The sequence below is a fragment of the Marisediminicola sp. LYQ85 genome, from assembly GCF_046600695.1.
Lineage (GTDB): Bacteria > Actinomycetota > Actinomycetes > Actinomycetales > Microbacteriaceae > Marisediminicola.
This window is the reverse complement of record NZ_JBKIWO010000002.1, coordinates 188,288-208,120: the sequence shown is the minus strand read 5'-3', so window position 1 is coordinate 208,120 and position 19,833 is coordinate 188,288. Positions and strand designations below refer to the sequence as shown.

The 19,833-nt window shown below is 69.9% G+C and carries 20 protein-coding genes; 11 read left to right on the top strand and 9 right to left on the bottom strand.

Features of this window, described 5'->3' with window-relative positions; genetic code table 11:
• Window positions 1-228: 228 nt before the first annotated feature.
• Together ACLHG5_RS09305 and ACLHG5_RS09300 are read left to right on the top strand one after the other, a co-directional pair.
• Entirely contained in the window at window positions 229-1,563 is a 1,335-nt protein-coding gene (locus ACLHG5_RS09305; RefSeq protein ID WP_411318560.1) for a M18 family aminopeptidase, read from the top strand.
• Window positions 1,556-2,113, top strand: a complete 558-nt coding sequence (locus tag ACLHG5_RS09300) for an MOSC domain-containing protein (RefSeq protein WP_411318559.1) — start codon at window positions 1,556-1,558, stop codon at window positions 2,111-2,113. The genes ACLHG5_RS09305 and ACLHG5_RS09300 overlap by 8 nt, the downstream gene beginning before the upstream one ends.
• 67 nt (window positions 2,114-2,180) lie before the next feature.
• Here the strand turns inward: ACLHG5_RS09300 and ACLHG5_RS09295 are convergent, their stop codons facing one another.
• Window positions 2,181-3,638, bottom strand: a complete 1,458-nt coding sequence (locus ACLHG5_RS09295; RefSeq protein ID WP_411318558.1) for an alpha-amylase family protein — start codon at window positions 3,636-3,638, stop codon at window positions 2,181-2,183.
• 166 nt (window positions 3,639-3,804) lie between these two features.
• Here ACLHG5_RS09295 and ACLHG5_RS09290 point away from each other — a divergent pair, with 166 nt between their 5' ends.
• A complete protein-coding gene (locus tag ACLHG5_RS09290) occupies window positions 3,805-4,359 on the top strand; it encodes a DUF4287 domain-containing protein (protein WP_411317072.1) in 555 nt (184 codons plus the stop codon).
• A complete protein-coding gene (locus ACLHG5_RS09285) occupies window positions 4,356-4,721 on the top strand; it encodes an MmcQ/YjbR family DNA-binding protein (protein ID WP_411318557.1) in 366 nt (121 codons plus the stop codon). Before ACLHG5_RS09290 ends, ACLHG5_RS09285 begins: the two co-directional genes overlap by 4 nt.
• A gap of 32 nt (window positions 4,722-4,753) precedes the next feature.
• Here the strand turns inward: ACLHG5_RS09285 and ACLHG5_RS09280 are convergent, their stop codons facing one another.
• Entirely contained in the window at window positions 4,754-5,146 is a 393-nt protein-coding gene (locus tag ACLHG5_RS09280; RefSeq protein ID WP_411317074.1) for a hypothetical protein, read from the bottom strand.
• A 165-nt stretch (window positions 5,147-5,311) separates the two neighbouring features.
• Between ACLHG5_RS09280 and ACLHG5_RS09275 the strand changes: the two genes are divergently transcribed.
• Entirely contained in the window at window positions 5,312-5,665 is a 354-nt protein-coding gene (locus tag ACLHG5_RS09275; protein WP_411318556.1) for a hypothetical protein, read from the top strand.
• A complete protein-coding gene (locus tag ACLHG5_RS09270) occupies window positions 5,665-6,471 on the top strand; it encodes a nitroreductase family protein (RefSeq protein WP_411317076.1) in 807 nt (268 codons plus the stop codon). The genes ACLHG5_RS09275 and ACLHG5_RS09270 overlap by 1 nt, the downstream gene beginning before the upstream one ends.
• Here the strand turns inward: ACLHG5_RS09270 and ACLHG5_RS09265 are convergent.
• Both ACLHG5_RS09265 and ACLHG5_RS09260 read right to left on the bottom strand, forming a co-directional pair.
• Window positions 6,455-7,453 carry a L,D-transpeptidase gene (locus tag ACLHG5_RS09265; protein WP_411318555.1) on the bottom strand — a complete coding sequence of 333 codons (999 nt, stop codon included), beginning with the start codon at window positions 7,451-7,453 and terminating at the stop codon, window positions 6,455-6,457. The genes ACLHG5_RS09270 and ACLHG5_RS09265 overlap by 17 nt on opposite strands.
• Window positions 7,450-8,964 (bottom strand): hypothetical protein, encoded by a 1,515-nt coding sequence (locus tag ACLHG5_RS09260; protein ID WP_411318554.1) that lies wholly within the window; start codon window positions 8,962-8,964, stop codon window positions 7,450-7,452. The genes ACLHG5_RS09265 and ACLHG5_RS09260 overlap by 4 nt, the downstream gene beginning before the upstream one ends.
• A gap of 268 nt (window positions 8,965-9,232) precedes the next feature.
• Here ACLHG5_RS09260 and ACLHG5_RS09255 point away from each other — a divergent pair, with 268 nt between their 5' ends.
• Window positions 9,233-9,397 (top strand): zinc transporter permease, encoded by a 165-nt coding sequence (locus tag ACLHG5_RS09255; protein ID WP_411317079.1) that lies wholly within the window; start codon window positions 9,233-9,235, stop codon window positions 9,395-9,397.
• 113 nt (window positions 9,398-9,510) lie between these two features.
• On the top strand, window positions 9,511-9,798 hold the full coding sequence (locus ACLHG5_RS09250; protein ID WP_411317080.1) for an ArsR/SmtB family transcription factor: 288 nt from the start codon (window positions 9,511-9,513) through the stop codon (window positions 9,796-9,798).
• A gap of 513 nt (window positions 9,799-10,311) precedes the next feature.
• Here ACLHG5_RS09250 and ACLHG5_RS09245 read toward each other — a convergent pair.
• Together ACLHG5_RS09245 and codB are read right to left on the bottom strand one after the other, a co-directional pair.
• Entirely contained in the window at window positions 10,312-11,802 is a 1,491-nt protein-coding gene (locus ACLHG5_RS09245; RefSeq protein WP_411318553.1) for an amidohydrolase family protein, read from the bottom strand.
• Between the two features lie 69 nt (window positions 11,803-11,871).
• Window positions 11,872-13,176 (bottom strand): cytosine permease, encoded by a 1,305-nt coding sequence (gene codB / locus ACLHG5_RS09240; RefSeq protein ID WP_411318552.1) that lies wholly within the window; start codon window positions 13,174-13,176, stop codon window positions 11,872-11,874.
• A 178-nt stretch (window positions 13,177-13,354) separates the two neighbouring features.
• Between codB and ACLHG5_RS09235 the strand changes: the two genes are divergently transcribed.
• Window positions 13,355-14,446: a PucR family transcriptional regulator gene (locus tag ACLHG5_RS09235; RefSeq protein ID WP_411317083.1), complete on the top strand. Its 1,092-nt coding sequence runs from the start codon at window positions 13,355-13,357 to the stop codon at window positions 14,444-14,446.
• A 328-nt stretch (window positions 14,447-14,774) separates the two neighbouring features.
• Here the strand turns inward: ACLHG5_RS09235 and ACLHG5_RS09230 are convergent, their stop codons facing one another.
• Both ACLHG5_RS09230 and ACLHG5_RS09225 read right to left on the bottom strand, forming a co-directional pair.
• A complete protein-coding gene (locus ACLHG5_RS09230; protein WP_411318551.1) occupies window positions 14,775-15,605 on the bottom strand; it encodes an ABC transporter permease in 831 nt (276 codons plus the stop codon).
• Window positions 15,602-16,498 carry an ABC transporter ATP-binding protein gene (locus tag ACLHG5_RS09225; protein ID WP_411317085.1) on the bottom strand — a complete coding sequence of 299 codons (897 nt, stop codon included), beginning with the start codon at window positions 16,496-16,498 and terminating at the stop codon, window positions 15,602-15,604. The genes ACLHG5_RS09230 and ACLHG5_RS09225 overlap by 4 nt, the downstream gene beginning before the upstream one ends.
• Window positions 16,499-16,628: 130 nt before the next feature.
• On the opposite strand from ACLHG5_RS09225, the gene ACLHG5_RS09220 reads away from it, so the two are divergent.
• Complete coding sequence (locus ACLHG5_RS09220; RefSeq protein ID WP_411318550.1) at window positions 16,629-18,089, top strand: sensor histidine kinase; 1,461 nt, start codon at window positions 16,629-16,631, stop codon at window positions 18,087-18,089.
• Window positions 18,080-18,778, top strand: a complete 699-nt coding sequence (locus tag ACLHG5_RS09215) for a response regulator (protein WP_411318549.1) — start codon at window positions 18,080-18,082, stop codon at window positions 18,776-18,778. The genes ACLHG5_RS09220 and ACLHG5_RS09215 overlap by 10 nt, the downstream gene beginning before the upstream one ends.
• 232 nt (window positions 18,779-19,010) lie before the next feature.
• Here the strand turns inward: ACLHG5_RS09215 and ACLHG5_RS09210 are convergent, their stop codons facing one another.
• On the bottom strand, window positions 19,011-19,778 hold the full coding sequence (locus ACLHG5_RS09210) for a DUF1345 domain-containing protein (RefSeq protein ID WP_411317088.1): 768 nt from the start codon (window positions 19,776-19,778) through the stop codon (window positions 19,011-19,013).
• Between the last annotated feature and the right edge of the window lie 55 nt (window positions 19,779-19,833).

The following is a 19,833-nucleotide window of genomic DNA, read 5'->3' as shown; positions in this document are numbered from 1 at the left end:
GCGGGATACCGGTGACGGAGCGGGTGCGGAGGTGGGCGTAAGTGCGGGTGCGGACGTGCGGGGGCGGGCGTGCGGGGCGGCGGATGTGTGCGGCCCGGGGGTGTGCGGATTGCAGGAGTCCGCGGCATCCGAGGGGCAGGTTCTCCTGCGAGGGGTGCGGGTTCGACAGAAACTCCTGCGATTCCGGTGTCGACGGCCCGCCCTCACCCGCGGTGCTTGAATGGCACGATGACCATCACGCCGGCCCGCGCCCACCTCGACGACTTCGCTCGATACATCCAGGCGTCGCCGTCATCGTTCCACGCGGTCGACGAGGCCGCGCGCCGCCTCGTCGAGGCCGGGTTCACGCAGCTCGCCGAGGCCGACGCGTGGCCGGGCGAGGAGGACGAGACATCCGCGCACGGAGCAGCCACGCGGTTCGTGGTGCGCGACGGCGCGATCATCGCGTGGGTCGTGCCGGCCGGGGCGACCGCGACGACGCCGTTCCGCATCGTGGGGGCCCACACCGATTCGCCCGGCTTCAAGCTCAAGCCGAAACCGTCGACGACCGCCCACGGGTGGGTGCAGGCGGGGGTCGAGGTCTACGGCGGCCCGCTCTACAACTCGTGGCTCGATCGCGAGCTCGAGTTCGCCGGGCGACTCGCGTTCACCGACGGAACGACGGCGCTCGTGCGCACGGGGCCCTACCTGCGGTTTCCGCAGCTCGCCGTGCACCTCGACCGCGGTGTCAACAGTGACGGACTGCGGCTCGACCCGCAGAAGCACCTCAACCCGATCATCGGGGTTGCGGGCGCCGACGACGCTCACGGCGGATCCGACATCGTCGGGCACCTCGCCTCGCTCGCGGGCAAAACGGGAGCGGATGTCGCCGGTTACGACATCTCCGTCGCCGACACCGCCGCGCCCGCGGTGTTCGGCGCCGACGAGCGTCTCTTCGCCGCAGGCCGCATGGACAACCTGTCGTCGGTGCACGCCGGACTCGCCGCCATCCTCGACGTCGCGAGCGCCGCATCCGACGCTCCCGTCATCAGTGTCTTCGCCGCCTTCGACCACGAGGAAGTCGGCTCGGCGACGACCTCCGGTGCCGCGGGGCCGTTCCTCGCCGACGTGCTCGCGCGCGTCTCGACAGGCGCCACCGAATCGCAGCGGGCGCGCGCATTCGCGAGCTCGATGCACCTCTCGGCCGATGCCGGCCACGCCGTGCACCCCAACTACCCCGAGCGGCACGACCCGGCCAACCGCCCCATCGTCAACGGCGGGCCGCTCCTCAAGATCAACGCCAACCAGCGCTACGCGACGGATGCCGTCGGCGCCGCCGAGTGGGTGCGCGCGTGTTCCGCGGCGGGGGTGCCGTTTCAGGAGTTCGTGTCGAACAACGCCCTCCCGTGCGGGTCGACGATCGGCCCGATCACGGCGACGCGGCTCGGCATCCGCACCGTCGACGTCGGCATCCCGCTGCTCTCGATGCACTCCGCGCGCGAACTGTGCGGGGCGGATGACCCGGCCGCACTCTCCGCGGCGATGCGCGAGTTCCTCGCCCCGACCGGCGGCCGCGGTGACTGACGCGACCCGTGGCCCGCGGGTGGTGTCGGTGAGCCGCGCCCCCGAACACTATTTCAGCAAAGCCGTGGTGCCGAACATCCGCCTCATCGAGGGCATCGGTGTCGAGGGTGACGCCCACGCGGGCGGGACCACCCAGCACCGCTACCTCCTGCGCAAAGACCCCGGGCGCCCCAACCTCACGCAAGTGCACCTGCTGCACTCCGAACTCTTCGGCGAGCTCGTCGACCGCGGCTTCGACGTCTCGGCAGGGGAGCTCGGAGAGAACGTGACCACGGCGGGCCTCGACATTCTGACGCTCCCGCTCGGCACACGATTGCACCTCGGAGCGGACGCCGTGGTCGAGGTGACCGGGCTGCGCAGCCCGTGCAAACTCATCAACGGTCTGCGGGCCGGGCTCATGAAAGCGCTCGTGTCGAAAGGACCCGACGGCGAGGTGCTGCGCGAGTCGGGCATCATGAGCGTCGTCGTCGCGGGAGGCGAGGTGCGCGCGGGCGACCACATCCGCGTCGAGCTGCCCGCCGAACCGCACGTCGCGCTCGGGGTCGTGTAGCGCAGCATCGCGTCGCGTCGCGTCGCGTCGCATCCCGCCACCCCGCCGAACGACGACTGCCGATCGACTACTGCCCGAGCACCGCCCAGCCGTGCGCGGGGATCGTGAGAATGACGCCGCGCCCGCCCGGGTCGGAGGCGTCGAGGTGGGCGGTCCCCGCGAGGAGCGTCGGGGTTGCGCGCAGAGCCGAGGCCGCGGCATCCGCGTCTGCGGTCACCGTCACCTCGTCGTCGCCGATGTTGAGCGCGACGACGATCGAACGCCCCGCGGCGCCGACGGCTGACGCGGCGCCCGCGCTGCCCGCGTCGTCACCCCGACCCGGGTCGGATGCCGCCGCCCGCGCCTCGTAGACGAACACCGTGTTCGCGGTGTGCAGCGCGGTCGCGCGGGCCGAGTGCAGCCACGGCGCACGTCGCCGCAGCCCGATGAGCTCCTGGTGCACGCGGTAGAGCGGCCATCCCTCATCGGCGAGCTCGGCCGGGCTGTCGGGAAAGGCGGGGCGCACGGCGTCGTCACCGCCTGCGCGATCCTCTTTCTCGCCGACGAACCCCTGCTCGTCGCCGTAGTAGATCGCCGGCGTGCCGCCGATCGTGAAGAGCACGACGAGAGCGTGCGGCAGGTTCGGCTCCTCGGCGACCGCGCTCCCGAGGCGCGTGACGTCGTGATTTCCGACGAAGGTGAACGGCACGAAAGTGTCGAGAAACTCGTTGTGGCGCTCGAGGGTCCAGGCGAGCTCGAAGAAGTTGCGCTCCGCGATCGAGTTGCGCGTGGCCTTCCATGCCTCATACTGCGTCACCGCGTCGAGCGTTCCCTCGACCACGAGCTGCGCGTAGTCGCCGTGGATCACCTCGCCCGCGACGAACACGTCGGGGTGCGCGGCGCGCACGCGCGGCAGCACCTCGGCCCAGAAGTCGCTCGGCACAGCGTAGGCCGCGTCGAGTCTCCAAGCGTCGGCGCCCGCGTCGAGCCAGTGGTTCATCACGTCGACGACGAGATCCCGCACGGCGGGAGCGTTGTGATTGAGGGCGACGAGGGCGTCGTGGCCCTCGAAGTTCTCGAACCGGGGGCTTGCGTCGTCGCCGCCCTCGATCGGACGGAACCACGACAGCTCCTCCCCACCCGCTTGCGCGCGCTCGAACGGGGGAAAACTCCGACCGACGTGATTGAAGACCCCGTCGAGCATGATCCGGATGCCGCGGCCGCGGGCGTCGGCGCAGAACGCGCGGAAGTCGTCCATCGAGCCCAATCGCGGGTCGATCTCGAAGTAGTCGGTCGTGTCGTACCCGTGCGTCTCCGATGTGAAGACGGGACCGAGCAGGATGCCCGAGACACCGAGCTCGAGCGCGTAGTCGAGCCACGCAGACATCCGCTCGAAGGCGTTCGCACGGGCGGCGTCGGCGGGCGGGGTGCGGTCGACACCGGTTGTGTCGGCGCCGGCGAAACCGAGCGGGTAGATGTGCCACCAGATCGAGTGCGCGACCCAGTCGGGGGTGCGGTGGGCGGTGGGTGGGGCGAGGTCGGGCATCCGACCAATCTACGGCGCGCGTCGGGGGCTCAGATGGGTCTGGACGATGTCGTCGGCCCGCACGATACTGGTGCGACGAACCCGCGTGCGACGAACACCGGCGCGACGAACACCGGCGCGACCGGCGTGCCCCGGGCGCACACCGCCGAGAGCGAAGGAGCTGCCGATGACATTCCAGGCCTACCTCGACACCATCAAGTCCAAGACGGGCAAGACTCCCGCCGACTTCCGCGTGCTCGCCGAGAAGCAGGGCCTGCTCGAGCCGGGGGTGAAACCCGCGCAGATCGTCGAGTGGCTCGCGCGCGATTTCGGGCTCGGCAAAGGGCACGCGATGGCGATCGTCGCGACCCTCGGCAAGACCGCGAAGGCCGGGCTGTCGAAAGATGAGAAACTCGAGTCGCTCTTCGCGGGGTCGAAGGCGCAGTGGCGTCCGCTGTTCGACTCTCTCGTCGACACGGCGCGCGGCTTCGGTGAGGTGTCGCTTGCCGCGACGAACACCTACGTGAGTCTCCTCAAGGGCACCGCGAAGTTCGCCATCGTGCAGCCGAGTGCGTCCCGGCTCGACCTCGGAATCAAGCTCCCGGATGCCGCGACCACCGAGAGGTTCGCCGCCGCGGGCTCGTGGAACAGCATGGTCACCCACAGGGTGGGGTTGCGCGCATCCGACGACCTCGACGCCGACGTCGTCGACTGGCTGCGCCGCGCCTACGAGCGCGCATGATCCCCGACGAGTTGCGCGAGTTCTGTCTCGCGCTGCCGCAAGCGACCGAGACCTTTCCGTTCGACGAGTCCACGTCGGTGTTCAAGACGAGCGGCAACGGCAAGATCTTCGCGCTCAGCGACCTCGGAGCGAGCGCTTTCTCGGTGTCGCTCAAGTGCGACCCCGACGAGAGCGTCGCCCTGCGGTCGGCCTACCCGCAGATCACCCCCGGCTACCACCTCAACAAGAAGCACTGGATCACGATCGACCTCGGTGGTGCGGGTGCGGGTGCGGTGCCCGACGATCTCGTGGAGCAGCTGATCACCGACAGCCACCGGCTCGTGCGCCCGAAGGTGCGGAGGCCTGCGCAGTCGTCCGGTTGAGCTGCTGGGCTGCTGGGCACACTCGGCGTTCGCTAGCGGCGCGGCGCGTATTCCTCTTCGAACCGCTCGAGGGATCGCTGGCGCCGCCGGCGCGCACCGAGCACGAGCAGTCGGATGCCGAAGATCACGAGCGCGAGGGGCACCGTGTAGTTGAGGATCGTGCGCACGAGGTCGCGGATGGACTGGATGTAGGCGTCGTCGTCGGCCTCGCCCGCGAGCTCGCCGACGCCGAACGTCCAGAGGAAGTAGCTCGCCGCCGCGACCCCGGCGGTGACGAACACGCCGATGATGAGGGTGCGGATGCCGGCGCGGCGGATCACCGACACGATTCCTTCGAGGATGACGACGGCGACGAGTGGCAGGGCGACAGCCGCGAGGAAGGCGCCGAGAAGCATGGCCAGCACGGCGGTGGTTTGTGTGAGCACTCGTCCCCCAGGATTCGTTTCTCCGACGGTATCCGGTGTGCGGGGCCGTTTGGGTCGGCGCGCGGCAATTGGGGGCCCGGTCGTTATCGGATCGGTGTGCTTGTCAGGTCGCGCCCCCGGCCGCAACCACTTGTCTGGCAGGTGGGGGAGGGGGAGACTCGGGTCATGTCGTCGGCGCCTCTTTTCGTGGCCGCCCTCACCAGTTATGCGGCGAACTGCGCTCTCGGGTCGAGTGTCGCGCTGAAGCTCGTCGACTCGAGCGGGTTCCGCTGGGTGCATCACGCTCTGTATGTGTCGACGTTCGCGCTCGCCGGTGCGGCGATCGTCTCGGGTGCCGTCCGGGGTGGACGCGCGCGCGGGGGTGCGCGCGGGCCTGCTGCCGCTGTCGCCCTCGCGCCCGCTGTCGTTCCCCTCGCGCTCATCCCGTTTCTGGGGTCGCGGTCGCGCAAGCATGTCGCGGTGTCGCTGTCGGCGGCGCCGTTTTTCGTCGCCGGTGTCGTCCGGTCTAGGAGGGTCTGATGGATCTGCTCGACGCGATTCGTCGCCGCAAGACGACGAACGGCGCTTTTCTGCCCGACCCGGTGTCGCTCGAGCATCAGAGGGTGCTCATGGAGGTGGCCGGGCGCGCGCCGTCTCAACTGAATTCGCAACCGTGGCGTTTCGTGATCGTGGAGGAGCGCGACACGATCGAGCGCATCGCGTCGATCAGCGGCGAGAGCATGACGTCGGCGATGTCGAACGGCACATTCTTCGAGCGGTACAAGCCCTATTTTCGTTTCAGTGCCGAGGAGATGGAGCGCCGCCGCGACGGGATGCTCTTCGACAAGCTGCCCGCGCCGCTGCGCCCGTTCACGAGCCAGGTGTTCACGAAGCGCGGCCAGCGGATGCTCAACACCCTCCGGGTTCCGCAGACTCTCGGCGAGGAGAACCGCAAGCTCGTGGCCGGGTCGCCGCTGCTCCTCGGGGTCATGCTCGATCGTTCGGAGTACCGCCCGGGCCAGTTGTCGTCGTTCTATTCGCTCTTCAGCATGGGGGCGGCGATGGAGAACGTGTGGCTCACGACGACCGAGCTCGGCATGGGCATCCAGTTCGTGTCGTTTCCGATGGAGGTCGAGGGCAAGTGGGAGCAGATCGTCGACCTGCTGAGGGTGCCGGACGAGCTCGAACTCATGGCCGTCTACCGCCTCGGCTACCTGCCGCCCGAGCAGCGGCGTCCGGCGATCGACTGGTCGAGCCATCAGCGCAAGCTCCCATCGCAGTACGTCTTCCGGGGAACGTGTGAGACCCCGCAGTCCGGATGGGATGACGTCACTCCTCCATCGTGATGGGGGTGCCGAGGGGGAGAGCCGTGAGAGCGGCGATCGCCTCGGCGCTGAGCCGGATGCATCCGTGGGACACCGCACCCGACGCACTCTCGGCGTAGTGGAGTCCGATGAGGCCGCCGTCGCTGCCGCCGAACGGTTCGTCGTCGTCGGCCGCGTGCAGTGACGTGAGTTGCACGGGGTGCACGCTCTGATTCTGGGCGGGGTCGAGGTAGCGGGCCTGCAGGTAGCCCGTGACGCCGGTGGGTGTCGGTGTCTCGGGTGTTCCGACGCCGACGGTGAAGCTCTCGGTGACGCGGCCCGCGGTGGTGATGGTGAGGGTCTGTTCCGACACCGACACGGTGATGGCGTGCTCGAGGGACTGCGAGGCTGACCCGGTCGCCGGGTCGAGCGTGCTGGAGTCGATCCACGCCGACGTCTGCGCCGGCGCGGTGCCGCCGTTCTCCGAGGGGAGGGCCTGCCGCGCGGGGGTGAGGATGCGGGCCCAGCCGCCCTCGGTCTCGAGTGGCACGACCACCGTCGGTTCGCCGAGGAAGTTCAGCGCGGGGAGGGTCGCGACGGGGGTCGCCCGATCGGTGCCGTAGAGCGCGATCGTGCCGTCGATCGTGTGGCGGCGATCGGGGAGAGGCTCGGCGCCGCTCGTCGCCATGAGCCCCGCGATCACGGCGTCGTAGCGAGCCTCGGGAAGGGCGGCGAGCTCGTGGTCGTCGAGCGGGCCGGGCACCGGGGGCACGTCTCCGGATGCGGTCGGAGTGTCTGTCGCACCCTCCGAGCCCGAGTCGCCGACCTCGCGGATGTCTACGGTGTCGGCGCCCGGGTGGCCGGGTGCGCGGTCGCTGCCCGACCCATTGCCCGACCCGCCCCACCCGCCGGCGCCGAACGCGGCACCGAGGGTGAGTGCGGCCGCGGTTGCGATCGCCGCGAGGGCGAGGGTGACGCTCGCACCCACGACGAGTCGGGGGCGGATGCCGGCGCGCGCGGTCATCCGCTCACCACGGGCAGGCGAGGCGGCGTCGACGGGGTCGGCGGAGTTGCGGTCGGCGGTGTCGGTGTCGGCGGTGTCTGGGTGGGCGGAGTCGGTGGGGTCTCGACCGGGGGTGCGGGTGGGGTCGGTGGCGCGGCGATCGTCGTGATCTCCGCCGGATCGCCACACGCGCCCACCGCGAGGGGGACACCGTCGGCTGTCGACGCGGTGGCGATCCAGAAGATCGTGCCGACGTGGTCGGCAGTCGTCGCGAAGTCCTCGGAGGGGAACTCTCCGTCGCTGTCGACGATCGCCGGTTCCGTCGATCGGTAGACGACGGTCTCGTCGGTGCACACGGGCTCTGTCGCATCGGCGGGCTGCAGGTATCCGGCGAACGTCAGCCGGAGCCCCGCGACGGGCACGCCCGCGAGGGTCGCGACGTCGCGAACAGTGCTGCCCGCGACGGCCGTCGGTTGCGCGAGGGTCGACAGGAGAGGAACGCGGCGGTCGCGCGCATCCGCCGCTGTGGCCGATGCGACGGCTGTGGTCGGCGGCGCTGCCGCCACGAGGGTCTGGGCGCGGGGAGTCGCGAAGACCCGGACAGACGAACTCGGAATCCCGGTAACCGTGATGTCGTCGCTCGAAGCCGAGACGGACCACGACTCGGCGTCGTCTGGCGCGATCGCGGTGATCGGCAGACGGTCGCCGTCGGACACTCGGGCTCGGGGAGACGTGGTCGTGGACGTCGTTGCGGGGTCGGTGCTCGCGGGGTCGGAGGTGTGGTCATCGGCGTTGTCTGCGGTGGCCGACGGGCCCTCGAGGTCGTTTCCGCTCTCTGCCTCGCTCTCGATGTCCATCTCGCCGAACACAGCCCCCTCGAGTTCGACGGTCGCGCTCGCCGAAGCGGGGTCGAGCTCGACCTCGAGAAAGCCGCGGCGCTCGTCGTGCTCGTCGATCGTGAGGCGCAGCTCTGCTCGTGGGGTCACGGGCGTGTAGGCGGCTGCCTCGGCGCGGAACTTCTTCGCGAGCGCCGCGATTCGCGCCCTCTGCGACTCGGGCGCGCGGCGCAGCGCTCGCGAGTCGCCGCCTGCCGCGGCATACCGCTTCGCGTCGGCGATGCTCCAGACCGTCATCGCGACGGCGGCGGCGGTGCGGTTATCCGTTGTGGCCCCGTGGCGCGCGAGCACGACGCCGAGGCGCTGCATCTTGACGGGGCCGAGCCCGTTGATGCGGTCGCGCACCCCGCGGTCGGTCGTCGCTCCGCCGACGGGGCTCGGGAGGCCGGCCTCGATGCAATAGGCGATCGTGCCGTTCGGCGTGCGATAGCCCCCGAGATGGTTGAGCGGTTTTCCCGCTTGCTGGTAGCCGGGCCCGATCTCGGCGGCTGCAGCCGCGTGCGGCACGGCGAGGGCTCCTCCGAGGGCGCACGCGAGCACGACGACGGTCGCGAGGAGGGTGCGGATGGTGCGTCGAGCGCGTGCGGGTGGTTGCGGGTCGGGGCGGGGAGCGATGGGGTCGGGCTGGCGCGGCATGCGAGTCCTCTCGGCGCGGGGGGTGTCGCCGATCGGCGACGTGTCGTCGACGGTACGGAGGCGTGAGGCGGGCCCAGCGGGGTCGAGTGGGATTGGTGCTGCGGCGGCGGTGACTCGCCCTGGGGAGGACGAGTCAGCCGCTCGCTATCGAGCACCGGAGTGATCACCGTTATCAATTAGATAAACACATTGCAAAGTGTTTATGTATTGTGCTCTACTGGAGTCAGCCCGCACCGGGCACCCAGACCACACGAAACAAGGAGCACCCATGGCTGAGACAGAAACCCTCGCGGAGCACACCGTCACCGACCACGCGCACGGCGCCGATTGCGGCCACGAGACCGTGACACACGGCGACCACGTCGACTACGTGCACGACGGACACCGCCACGCGGCACACGACGACCACTACGACGAGCACGGCGAGGCGTAAGCCAGCACCTCGATAGCAATGAAGGGCCCGACCGGATGGTCGGGCCCTTCGTCGTGTGATGCCTCGTGTTCTCACCCTGGGGCACCACGCGACCCATAAAAGTGCGCTTATATATGAGGGTGACCGCCGACCTCGAACCCGCCGCCGAACTCTTCAAGGCGCTGTCGTCGGCATCCCGACTCACCCTCCTCGAGGCGCTCAAGAGCGGGGAGGCCACCGTCGGCGATCTCGCCGACCGCAGCGGGATGTCGCAACCCCTCGTCTCCCAGCACCTCCGCATTCTGCGCACCGCCGGGCTCGTGAGCGTGCAACGGTCGGGCCGCGAAGCCCACTACGCCATCGCCGACGCGCACGTCGTGCACATCGTCGAGGACGCGGTCAAGCACGCGCTCGAGGGCTGAGTCGGTCTGCTGCCGCCGAATTGCGGGAGTTCGCGGGTTCGCGAGCTCGAAACCTCCTGCAAGGGGCGTGAGGTCGACAGAAACTCCTGCAGCGGGGACGGACCCGGGGGCGAGGCCGGTTGGTGCGATGGGGATGGACCCGGGTTCGGAGTGCCGGTGGGCATGGTTGCCGCGCCGAATCACGGGAGTTCGCGGGTTCGCGAGCTCAAAACCTCCTGCAGGGGGCGTGAGGTCAACAGAACCTCCTGCAGCGGGGATGGACCCGGGACGGACCCGGGGGTGAGAACCGGTGCGGGAGGCGACCGGCCGGGCGCGAACATCCGCCCCCGCCGTGCGCGGAGTAGGAGAGCGGATGCGACGCGCCGAGGTCAGCGCCCGCCACGCCGTGTGCCGTGCCCCACGTCCTACTCCGCCCACGTTCGAGGGGTCCGGCGCGACTCGGCGAGCTCAAAGCTGCCCCGCGCCTGCGCTCAGCACCCGCACCCGCACCCGCACCCGCACCCGCACCCGCACTCACACCCCCGCGAGCGACGCCGCCCCCGTGCACCGGTGGTACATCTCGGTGAAGCCGGGCACGAACACGCGGTTGAGTTTCTCGAGGTCGTCCTGCCACGACTGCAGTTCGGTGCGGCGGGACGCGAACTCGGCGATGATCGCGCGCTCGTCGATCGTCGTGAGCTCGCCGTGGTCCACCACGATCTTTCCGTCGACCATGACGTAGTCGATGCTGCTGCCGTTCTCCGAATAGACGAGCTGCAGGTCGAGCTTGTTGCGCGGCGTGAAGGCGAGGGTGTCGAGGTTGTAGACGACGAGGTCGGCGCGTTTGCCCACCTCGAGCGAGCCCGTGGTCTCGTGCAGCACGCCGCTGCGCGCGCCACCGATCGTGCCGGCGCGCAGCACCTCGTCGACGGTCGGCCACAGCTCGAAGTCGCTGTCGCCGACCTTGTGGAGGAGGGCCGCGGCTTTGAGCACCTCGAGCATGCGGGGGGTGTCGCTGCTCGAGGCGCCGTCGCTTCCGAGACCGAGGTTGACCCCGGCATCCTGATATTTGCGCCAGGGTGCGAGCCCCGAGCCGAGCTTCATGTTCGAGATCGGGTTGTGCGACACCGACACTTGCGCGTCGGCCATGAGGGCGATGTCGTCGTCGCTCACCCAGATTCCGTGCGCGAACGTCGTGTTCGGTGAGAGCGCGCCGATCTCGGCGAGGTGCGCGGGGAGGGTCTTGCCGTAGAACTCCTGCCCGGTCACGCGCTGCACCTGGGTTTCGAGCACGTGGATGTGGCATTCCGCGTCGTTTTCGAGGGCGAGCTGCGTGGCGCCGACGAGCAGGTCGTCGGTGCACCGCTGCGGACCCGACGGCGCCACCATGTAGCGCAGCCGCCCGCCGTGGGCCCCGTGGTAGCGCGTGAACGCCTCGCGACTGAACGCGAGGTAGTCGTCGGTGGTCGGGATGTCGGCGCCGCGCACCTCGGCGAGCACCGACTCGTCGAGAAGGTCGGCGACGAACGGCAGGGTGTCGACGAACGGCTTGTTGATGATGTGCCCGGAGATGTTGGCGCGGATGCCGACCTCGCCGTAGACCTCGAACACGGCGTCGAGCTGGTCGAAGTCCTGCGTCGGATTCTCGAGCACATCGTCGATGACCGTCGTCACCCCCGCCTTCAGACTCTCCGCCGCGAAGAGCTGCGTGCGGAGACGAACGAGATCGGGGGAGACGTGGCTGTTGCCGAGGATCGGGTAGGAGAAGAGCATCCACAGTTCGAGCGGCAGGTTGTCGTAGCGGCCCTTGAAGAGGGTCTCCCACGAGTGCGTGTGCGCGTTGACGAGGCCCGGGGCCACGAGCCGGTCGGTGCCGTCGATGACGGTGTCACCCGCGCCGGGCACGAGGTCGGTGCCGATCGCGACGATCACGCCGTCATCGATGCGGATGCTCGCGGTGATCGGTGTGCTGCCGGTGACCGGGTCCATCGTGATGACGGTGGCCGAGGAGATGAACGTGCTCATAGGTGTGCTCGATTCGTGATGGTGCGGGGGTGTGCGGGCGAGACGGAACTCGGGGATGAGGAGGAGGGGTCAGGCGGTGACGCGAGCCCCCGACATCCGCTTCTCGACCATGGCCGCGAGAGGCGCAACGATGATCGCGACGATGATGCCCTGCACCGCGGGGATGCCGAAGTCGAAGGTCGACCCGAGGGCGGCGGCCGCGACGCCGGCGAGGTAGGCGGCGAGTCCGCTCCAGCGCACGAGGGGCTCGGAACCGTAGGCGATGCCGGGGTCTGTGCCCTTCCACACGAGGTAGAAGTAGCCGATGAGCGCGCCCCCGAGCGGCGGGATGAGCACCCCGAGGAGGGAGAGGAACGGGATGAGCACGCTGCCGGCGTTGATGATCGCGATGATGATTCCGAGGATGACGCCCGCGATGATGAACGGTCGCTTGTCGCTCTTGTTGAAGAGTTCTGCGCCGGCGAGACCGAAGGCGTATGCGGTGTTGTCGTTGGTCGTCCACAGGTTGGCGACGAGGAGGAAGAGGCCGGCCACGAGGAGTCCGAGCTGCACGAGCAGTTCGGCGAAGTCGCTCTGGCCGAACGCCGTCGCGCCGACGCCACCGAAGAACAGCATCGCGAACTGCACCACGATCACGGCGACGAAGGTTCCGGCGATCGCGACGCTGCCGTTGCGGGCGAAGCGCGTCCAGTTGCCCATCTGGGTTCCCCCGCTGATGAACGTGCCGATCATGATCGTGAGCGCCGCGCCGACACTCAGGCCGCCGTTGCCCTCGAGGGCGAGCATGCCCGCGGGGCCGCCGACCTCGTCGAGCGAGAGCACGAGCACCCAGACGCACAGCGCGAGCATGAGCGGAACCGACACCCAGCTCAGCACCTCGATGCCCTTGAAGCCCCAGTAGGCCGTCGTCGCCATGGCGATTCCGCCGATGACGGCGAGCGGCCAGGTGTAGTCGAGGCCGAACGCGCGGCCCACGAAGTCGGTGAGGGTGCTGAGCGTGATGCCGTACCACCCGATCTGCGTGCCGCCGAGGAGGATCGACGACCACTTGCCGCCGATCTTGCCGAACACCGCCCGAGCGAGCAGCACCGCGGTGAGACCGGTGCGCGCGCTGATGCCGCCGATGAGCGCGATGTAGGTCGCGAGCACGAGGGTCGCGACCGCCGCGAGGCCGAGGAACTCGCCGAACGCGAACTCCACCGCCACTTGCCCGCCCGCGAACATCGTCGGGGTGAAGAAGAGGAAGCCCGCGATCACGATCACAACCGAGGCGTTGGTCTTGCGGTGCTCTTTCGGAACCCTGGCCAGCGGGTAGTCGGGGTCGATGGGGGCGGATGTCTCGGCTGAGCCGGGCGCGGAGGTCGTCGCGGTCATGGTCGTGGGGTTCCTTCGGCTGGGGCGGGGCTGGGGAGGAGGGTGCGCCCAGAGTAGGAGCGCCGCGGCATCCGCTGATCGAGGTGTGGGGGAGGTCATAGCGCGACCCGGTGCCGCAGTGTGCTCGCGCACAAGGCGGTGACACACGGCTGACACATTGCCGCCCTAGTGTTTCGCCATGGTTTCGCCCGAAACTCCCCCGACCGAGGCGTTCGACGCGGCCATCACCGTCGCCGACGTGCTCGAGTGGCCGGGATTCGACGTGACGCTCGTGGCCGGCGCGACAGGCGTCGACCACCGGGTGCGCTGGGCGCAAGCGACCGAACTCGTCGACCCGTCGCCCTATCTGCGGGGCGACGAGATCATCCTCACCGTGGGGTCGGACCTCGACACGGCCGCGAAGTGCGCCGCGTTCGTCGACGCGCTCATCGCGAGCGACGCCGCCGCCATCGGACTCGCGGTGGACGTCGTCGACCACACCCCTCCCGCGGGGCTCGCCGCGCTCGCCGACGCCCGCGGCCTCGCGCTCTTCACCGTGCCCAACACTCTGCCGTTCGTCGCGTTCACCGAGAAACTCGCGGCGCTGCACGGGGCGGCACGGGAGCGCGTGCAACGGCGACGCGACAACGGTCTCCTGCTCGACTACATCCGCCGCGGTCTCGCGAGCCCGTGGGTGCTGCGCGACCAGCTCGGCGGGGAGTTCGCGGCGGCCTCGACCTTCGGCACCGTGTGTCTCGCGGCGGGAACCGATGTGGCGATCGGTGGGCTCACGGTCGTCGGCGACCTCGACAGCCACACCGTCGTCGTGGCCGAGCACGACTACCTGCAGGCGTTTCTCGATTCGGATGCCGCGGGCGTGGTCGGTGTCGGACGCATGGCGCCGCTCGACCAACTGCACCACTCACTCAAAGAGAGCGTTGCGGCGTTCGCGATCGCGACGTCGCGGCGTCGCTCGGCCGGTCCGCGCGACCTCGCCTCACTCTCGGGCCTGCTCGGGCGCATGTCGTCAGACCAGTTCGCGCCCTTCCGCGACCACGTGCTCGCCCCGCTCGAACAGCACGACGCCCGGCACGGAACCCAGCTCGTGCAGACCCTCGACGCCTTCTTCGCGAGCGGCGGATCCGTCTCGGCGACCGCCACCGAGCTGTTTCTGCACGTCAACTCGGTGCGCAACCGGCTCGCGCGGGTCGAAACCATCACGGGGCTCGACCCGACGGTTTTCGGGGACCGCGTCACGCTGACCCTCGCGCTCGAGAGCCGCGGGCGGTAGGTGGGGTGGGGCGGGGTGGTGCTGGTGCTGCTGTTGGAATTGCAGGAGTTCGCGTCATTCGCGGAGCAAAATCTCCTGCAGAACGCGTGGTATCAACAGAAACTCCTGCACGGGGGATGAACCCGGGGATGAACCCGAGGGCGAGAACCGGTGGCGTGAGCGAACGACCGGCACCCGAACTTCCGGCCCGGGTGAGCGGAGCACGTCGTCGCGTGCGCGGAGTAGGACGGCGGATGCGACGCGCCGGGCTGTGTGCCCGCCGCGCCGCATCGGGTGCCGCAACTCCTACTCCGCGCACGCGCGCGCCCGCGAGCGAGGGCTCCTCCGCCTATGGCTCGCGTCGAGCGGTCCTCCACAGTCCGATGCCGAGGGGGATGCCAACCCACACGAGCAGCGACACGAGCAGCTTCGGCCAGTCTTCAGCGGTCATCTCGCCGCCCATGAGGGTCGCGAGGGTGAGGCTCATGTCGAGCCACTCCGCGGGCTCCGCGAGCGCTTCGATCGTGAAGGTGAGAATCGACCACACCGTCGGCAGCGCGAGGTAGGCGACGATCGCGATGGGGGTGCTCAAGAACGCGAGCCCGAACGCGACGCCCTGCCACACGAGCAGGATGAGTGCGAGCGCGGTTCCGGCCACGATTCCCCAGTCGAGCGCCCACGAGCCGTCGCCGTCGAGCCACACGAGGCCGATGACGTTGGCGATCGCGCTCGCGGCGAGCGTGACGAACATGACAGCGACCCCGAGCGAGCTCGCCGACGCGAGCTTCGCGAGGTTCACGCGCGTGCGCCGCGGTTCGAGGGTGAAGGTCGACAGTGCCGTGCGGGCCGACCACTCGCTCGTCGCCGCCATCACCCCGATGAGCGGCAGCAGCAGCAGTTGCCCGGTCGACGCGGAGGCCGTGAGGTTCGTCCAGGTGTTGAACTCGGCGTCCGCGGTGAACAGGTTGAGGGCGATGAAGCCCGCGCTGATGATCGCGATGGCGACGAGCAGCCACAGCCCGGCGCGGGTGTCGAGCTGTTTGCGCAGCTCCACCGCGCACAGTCTCAGAAACGGGATACCCCCGGTCGGGCGGATGCTCGTGCCCGACGTGCGGGCGGCGAACAGGTCGTCGGGCGGGGCCGACAGGGACGTCGAGGTCGAGGTGCTGGGGGTGGTCATGCGGGCACATCCTCTCGCCCGTGCTGGGCGGTCATAGAGAAAAAGAGGTCTTCGAGCCCGGCGTTCGCTGCCGGGCGCAGGTCGGTAACGACGACGCCCGCGGCGAGCGCGAGGCGCCCCACGTCGTCGACGGTCGCCGAGGTCGAGATGCCGTCGCCGGCGGGGGTGACGTCGAACCCGGCGGCGGTGAGCTCGCGCGTGAGGGCGGCGTCGTCGAGGCTGCGCACCTGGGTGCCTTTCGACGCGAGCAGTTCGTCAGCGCTGCCCTGGGCGAGAATCCGGCCCTGCCCGATGATCACGAGGTCGTCGGCGACGGCCTCGACCTCGAGCAGCAGGTGGGAGGACAGCAGCACCGTGCCACCCGACGCGGCGAACGACGTGAGCACACCGCGCATCCATCGGATTCCTGCCGGGTCGAGCCCGTTGCTGGGTTCGTCGAGGATCAGCACGGCGGGATCGCCGAGCAGCGCGCTCGCGAGACCGAGGCGCTGGCGCATGCCGAGGGAGTAGCCGCGGATGCGCGCGCTCCCCTCCTTGGCGGTGAGGCCGACGACGTCGAGTACCTCGTCGGCACGCCCCGGGGCGAGGCCCATGAGCTGGGCGGAGATCGCGAGCGACTCGCGCCCGGTGCGACCGGGGTGCTGGGCTGCGGCGTCGAGCAGCACGCCGACGTGGCGTCCGGGGTTGTCGAGTTGGCGGAAGGGCACGCCGAGCACCGTGCTCGACCCCGACGTGGGGGAGGAGAGGCCGACGAGCATGCGCATGGTCGTGGACTTTCCGGCACCGTTGGGGCCGAGGAATCCGGTGATCCGCCCGGGCTGGGCGGTGAACGACACGTCGTCGACGGCCGCCCGGGAGCGATAGTGCTTCGTGAGATTGGTTGCGGTGATCATGGTGTTCAGCCTCTCGGCGCCGCGGCCGCCGCGGATCGGAGCCCGGTCTCGACCGTCTCCGACTTTGGGGGGAGCAGGTCGAGCCCCAGAGGGGAGAGGATGCCTGCGGCTGCACCCTAGGCTCGAGATCGTGACCGACAGGCGAAGTTCCGTGCCGCCGCAGCGGTCGACGCGAGCACGGCCAGTCGCGGCATCCGGGGCCGAGGCATTCCGCACCCCGGCGTCCCGAGCCCCGGCATCCCGCGCCCCGCTCCCGGCCGCGCTGCCCGCCCCGCCGCTGCAGGCGTGGTCGCGCATCTGGCGTTACCTGCTCGTGCTCGCCACCGGCGCACTGTTCTGGATCTTCACCCTCGCCGAGTTCGTCGGTTTCGGGCCCGACGAACTGTCGGAGCGCGACAACGCGGTGATCACCGGTTTCATGCTGCTCGACCTCGTGCTCGGCGGCGTCGCTGTGGCGCTGCTCCCGCTTCGCCGCCGCCACCCTGTGACGATCGCCGTGATCACCGCGGGGCTCTCCTCCGTCTCCGTGTTCTCCATCGGCGCGGCGATGCTCGCCATCGTCTCGATGAGCACGCGGCGTCGCTGGAGGCCCGTGGTCGCCGTCGGTGTCGTGTGGATCGCGTGCACCGTGGTCTACGAGTTCGTGGTGCGCCCGAGCGTGGCCGGCGAGCAAACCGAGATGTATTCGAGCTGGGCGTCGGGCGGCATCGCGATCGCCGTCTACGGCATCCTCGTGGCGACGGGGTTCTACGTCGGCGCTCGCCGCGACCTCCTCGCGTCTCTGCGGGAGCGCGCGCTCAACGCCGAACGCGAGCAGGCCCTGCGCGAGGAGTCGGCCCGGGAGGCCGAGCGCACCCGCATCGCCCGCGAGATGCACGACGTGCTCGCCCACCACATCTCACTCGTCTCCCTGCACGCGGGAGCCCTGACCTACCGCACCGACCTCACGCGCGACGAGACCGCGCAGGCGGCGACGGTGATCCAGAACAACGCGCAGCTCGCGCTCACCGAGCTGCGGCAGATTCTCGGGGTGCTGCGGTCGAGCGAGGGGGGTTCGGGAGGAGCGGACCGGGCGGGCGCCGCCGACGGCGCGGATGCTGCGGACGGCGGCCGCGCCGATGCCGCTCGCCTCGACGCCCGAGTCGAACCGCCGCAGCCGACCCTCGCCGACCTGCCCGCGCTGCTCGACGACTCCCGCGAGGCCGGAACGGACGTGACCCTGGATGCTGGCGTGACTCCGGGTGCGGGCGACCTCGACCTCGACCTCGCCGTCGACCTCGAGGGCCTGGGCGAGTCGGTCTCCCGCACCGCATACCGGATCATCCAGGAGGCACTCACGAATGCGCGCAAGCACGCGCCCGGCGCACCCGTGACGGTCGAGCTGGAACGCCGGGACGCCGAACTGCGTGTCACCGTGCGCAACCCGGTGCGGCAGGCATCCGTTGCTGGCGCCAGGGAATCAGGCGGCAGCGGTAGCGGCGTCGGCCTCACCGGGCTGCAAGAGCGCGCGGAGCTCGCGGGCGGGTCGCTCGCGCACGGCGTCGACCGCGGCGACCGCTTCGTGGTGACGGCGAGGTTGCCATGGGAGTGACGGCGGGTGGCGAGGGCGAGCGAGCGACCGCACCCCGCACGCGCCTCGCGATCGTCGACGACGACGCCCTCGTGCGGGCGGGGCTGCGGATGATCCTCGGCGGGGACGCGTCGATCGACATCGTCGGCGAGGCGTCCGACGGTCGCGACGCCCTCGAGGTCATCGCCGCGACGTCACCGCACGTCGTGCTCATGGACATCCGCATGCCCCGCCTCGACGGACTCGAGACCACCAAGGCCCTCACCGCTCGCGGCGACCGCGCGCGGGTGATCGTGCTCACGACGTTCGACACCGACGAGCTCGTGCTCACGGCCCTGCGGCACGGGGCGGTCGGGTTTCTGCTCAAAGACACCCCGCCCGCCGAACTCGTCGACGCCGTGCGCAGGGTCGCGGCGGGCGAGTCGATCCTGTCGCCGAGCGTCACGGCGCAACTCATCGCCGCCGTGACCGGGGGGTCGGATGCGCGGCGCACCCACGCCGTCGCCCTGCTCGAGCGGCTCACCGACCGCGAACGCGACGTCGCGATCGCCGTCGGCCGCGGGCTCTCCAACGCCGAGATCGCCGCCGAGCTCTACATGGGAGTCGCGACCGTCAAAACACATATCGGGCACCTGTTCACCAAGCTCGAGGCAAGCAATCGCGTGCAGATCGCCCGCACCGTGCACGACGCGGGGCTGACGGGGGAGTAGGGCGCGGGCGCGGGTGCGCGCCGCGCGCCGCGCGGCCCCGGTCGCCGACCGAATAGCAGGAGTTGCCCGCGTTCGGGAGGTCAGAACCTCCTGCGACACGTGTGCGGTCAGCAGAAACTCCTGCAGCGCGGTCGATCGGGGGAGCCGCACACGGTGTTCGCCGCGCATCGCCCGCCACGCCGCATCCGCTGCCGCAACTCCTGCCCCCGCGCGCGAACTCTGCGGCGACACCTCAGTTCAGCAGCCCCCCGAAGAGCAGCGACACCATCATGGCGATGACGACCGAGTTGAACACGAAGGCGATGATCACGTTTCCGCGCACGACACCCCACGCTTTGCGCGAGCTGATCTGTGCGGGGGTGGTTGCGGCCATGGCGGACACAAGCGCCGCGAGGGTGAGGTAGTCGCTGAAGCGGGGGCGTTCCGGGAAGTGGAATCGGAGGTGCTCGCCGTCGTCGGCCGCTCCGAGGCGAAGGTAGTTCTGTGCGAACGAGAAGACCATGAGAATCCACGACGTGGCCACGGTGACGAGCGCGGCGATGACGTAGATCGGTTCCCCGCGAAACTCGGGTCGCTGCGCGATCACGATCGTGATGACCACCGCGAGCACTGCGGCGGAGAGGGTCGTGTTGGTCGCCCCGCTCATTCCGAGAACGCGGGCGGGCAGTTTTCGTTCGCCCTCGTCGTCTGCGGCGGTCTGCAACGCGAGCGTGGTCTGGTCGAGTCGCGAGTAGACCCAGGTTCCCCACCCCACGTAGATGCTCGTCTGAACAACCCACAGAATCACGAAGCCTGTGACCTGCACCCGCAATTCGTTGCTGCCGTCGAAGCTCGTGAAGTTAATGAGGCACAGGAGCACGACGACCATGACGAGCACAGCGATGACGCTGCTCACGAACACGCGAACGAGGTCGCTGTTCCAGCGGGAGACTCTCGGCCGGGGGTCGCGGCGCGGTTCGGGCCGCGGGTCGGGTCTTGAGCTCGGTGTGTTCGCGTCCATAGGGCTATCTTTCTGATGCTCGGGGCAGATGGCGGCCCCACTCGGGGGTGTGTTC

Bases quoted from the DNA above. Each gene is read 5' to 3' on its own strand.
- ACLHG5_RS09270 (WP_411317076.1), top strand. From the start codon at position 5,665: ATGGATCTGCTCGACGCGATTCGTCGCCGCAAGACGACGAACGGCGCT.
- ACLHG5_RS09210 (WP_411317088.1), bottom strand. From the start codon at position 19,778: ATGGACGCGAACACACCGAGCTCAAGACCCGACCCGCGGCCCGAACCG.
- ACLHG5_RS09295 (WP_411318558.1), bottom strand. From the start codon at position 3,638: ATGCCCGACCTCGCCCCACCCACCGCCCACCGCACCCCCGACTGGGTC.
- ACLHG5_RS09275 (WP_411318556.1), top strand. From the start codon at position 5,312: ATGTCGTCGGCGCCTCTTTTCGTGGCCGCCCTCACCAGTTATGCGGCG.
- ACLHG5_RS09225 (WP_411317085.1), bottom strand. From the start codon at position 16,498: ATGATCACCGCAACCAATCTCACGAAGCACTATCGCTCCCGGGCGGCC.
- ACLHG5_RS09250 (WP_411317080.1), top strand. From the start codon at position 9,511: ATGAGGGTGACCGCCGACCTCGAACCCGCCGCCGAACTCTTCAAGGCG.
- ACLHG5_RS09265 (WP_411318555.1), bottom strand. From the start codon at position 7,453: ATGACCGCGCGCGCCGGCATCCGCCCCCGACTCGTCGTGGGTGCGAGC.
- ACLHG5_RS09245 (WP_411318553.1), bottom strand. From the start codon at position 11,802: ATGAGCACGTTCATCTCCTCGGCCACCGTCATCACGATGGACCCGGTC.
- ACLHG5_RS09230 (WP_411318551.1), bottom strand. From the start codon at position 15,605: ATGACCACCCCCAGCACCTCGACCTCGACGTCCCTGTCGGCCCCGCCC.
- codB (WP_411318552.1), bottom strand. From the start codon at position 13,176: ATGACCGCGACGACCTCCGCGCCCGGCTCAGCCGAGACATCCGCCCCC.
- ACLHG5_RS09235 (WP_411317083.1), top strand. From the start codon at position 13,355: ATGGTTTCGCCCGAAACTCCCCCGACCGAGGCGTTCGACGCGGCCATC.
- ACLHG5_RS09215 (WP_411318549.1), top strand. From the start codon at position 18,080: ATGGGAGTGACGGCGGGTGGCGAGGGCGAGCGAGCGACCGCACCCCGC.
- ACLHG5_RS09290 (WP_411317072.1), top strand. From the start codon at position 3,805: ATGACATTCCAGGCCTACCTCGACACCATCAAGTCCAAGACGGGCAAG.
- ACLHG5_RS09305 (WP_411318560.1), top strand. From the start codon at position 229: ATGACCATCACGCCGGCCCGCGCCCACCTCGACGACTTCGCTCGATAC.
- ACLHG5_RS09255 (WP_411317079.1), top strand. From the start codon at position 9,233: ATGGCTGAGACAGAAACCCTCGCGGAGCACACCGTCACCGACCACGCG.
- ACLHG5_RS09285 (WP_411318557.1), top strand. From the start codon at position 4,356: ATGATCCCCGACGAGTTGCGCGAGTTCTGTCTCGCGCTGCCGCAAGCG.
- ACLHG5_RS09260 (WP_411318554.1), bottom strand. From the start codon at position 8,964: ATGCCGCGCCAGCCCGACCCCATCGCTCCCCGCCCCGACCCGCAACCA.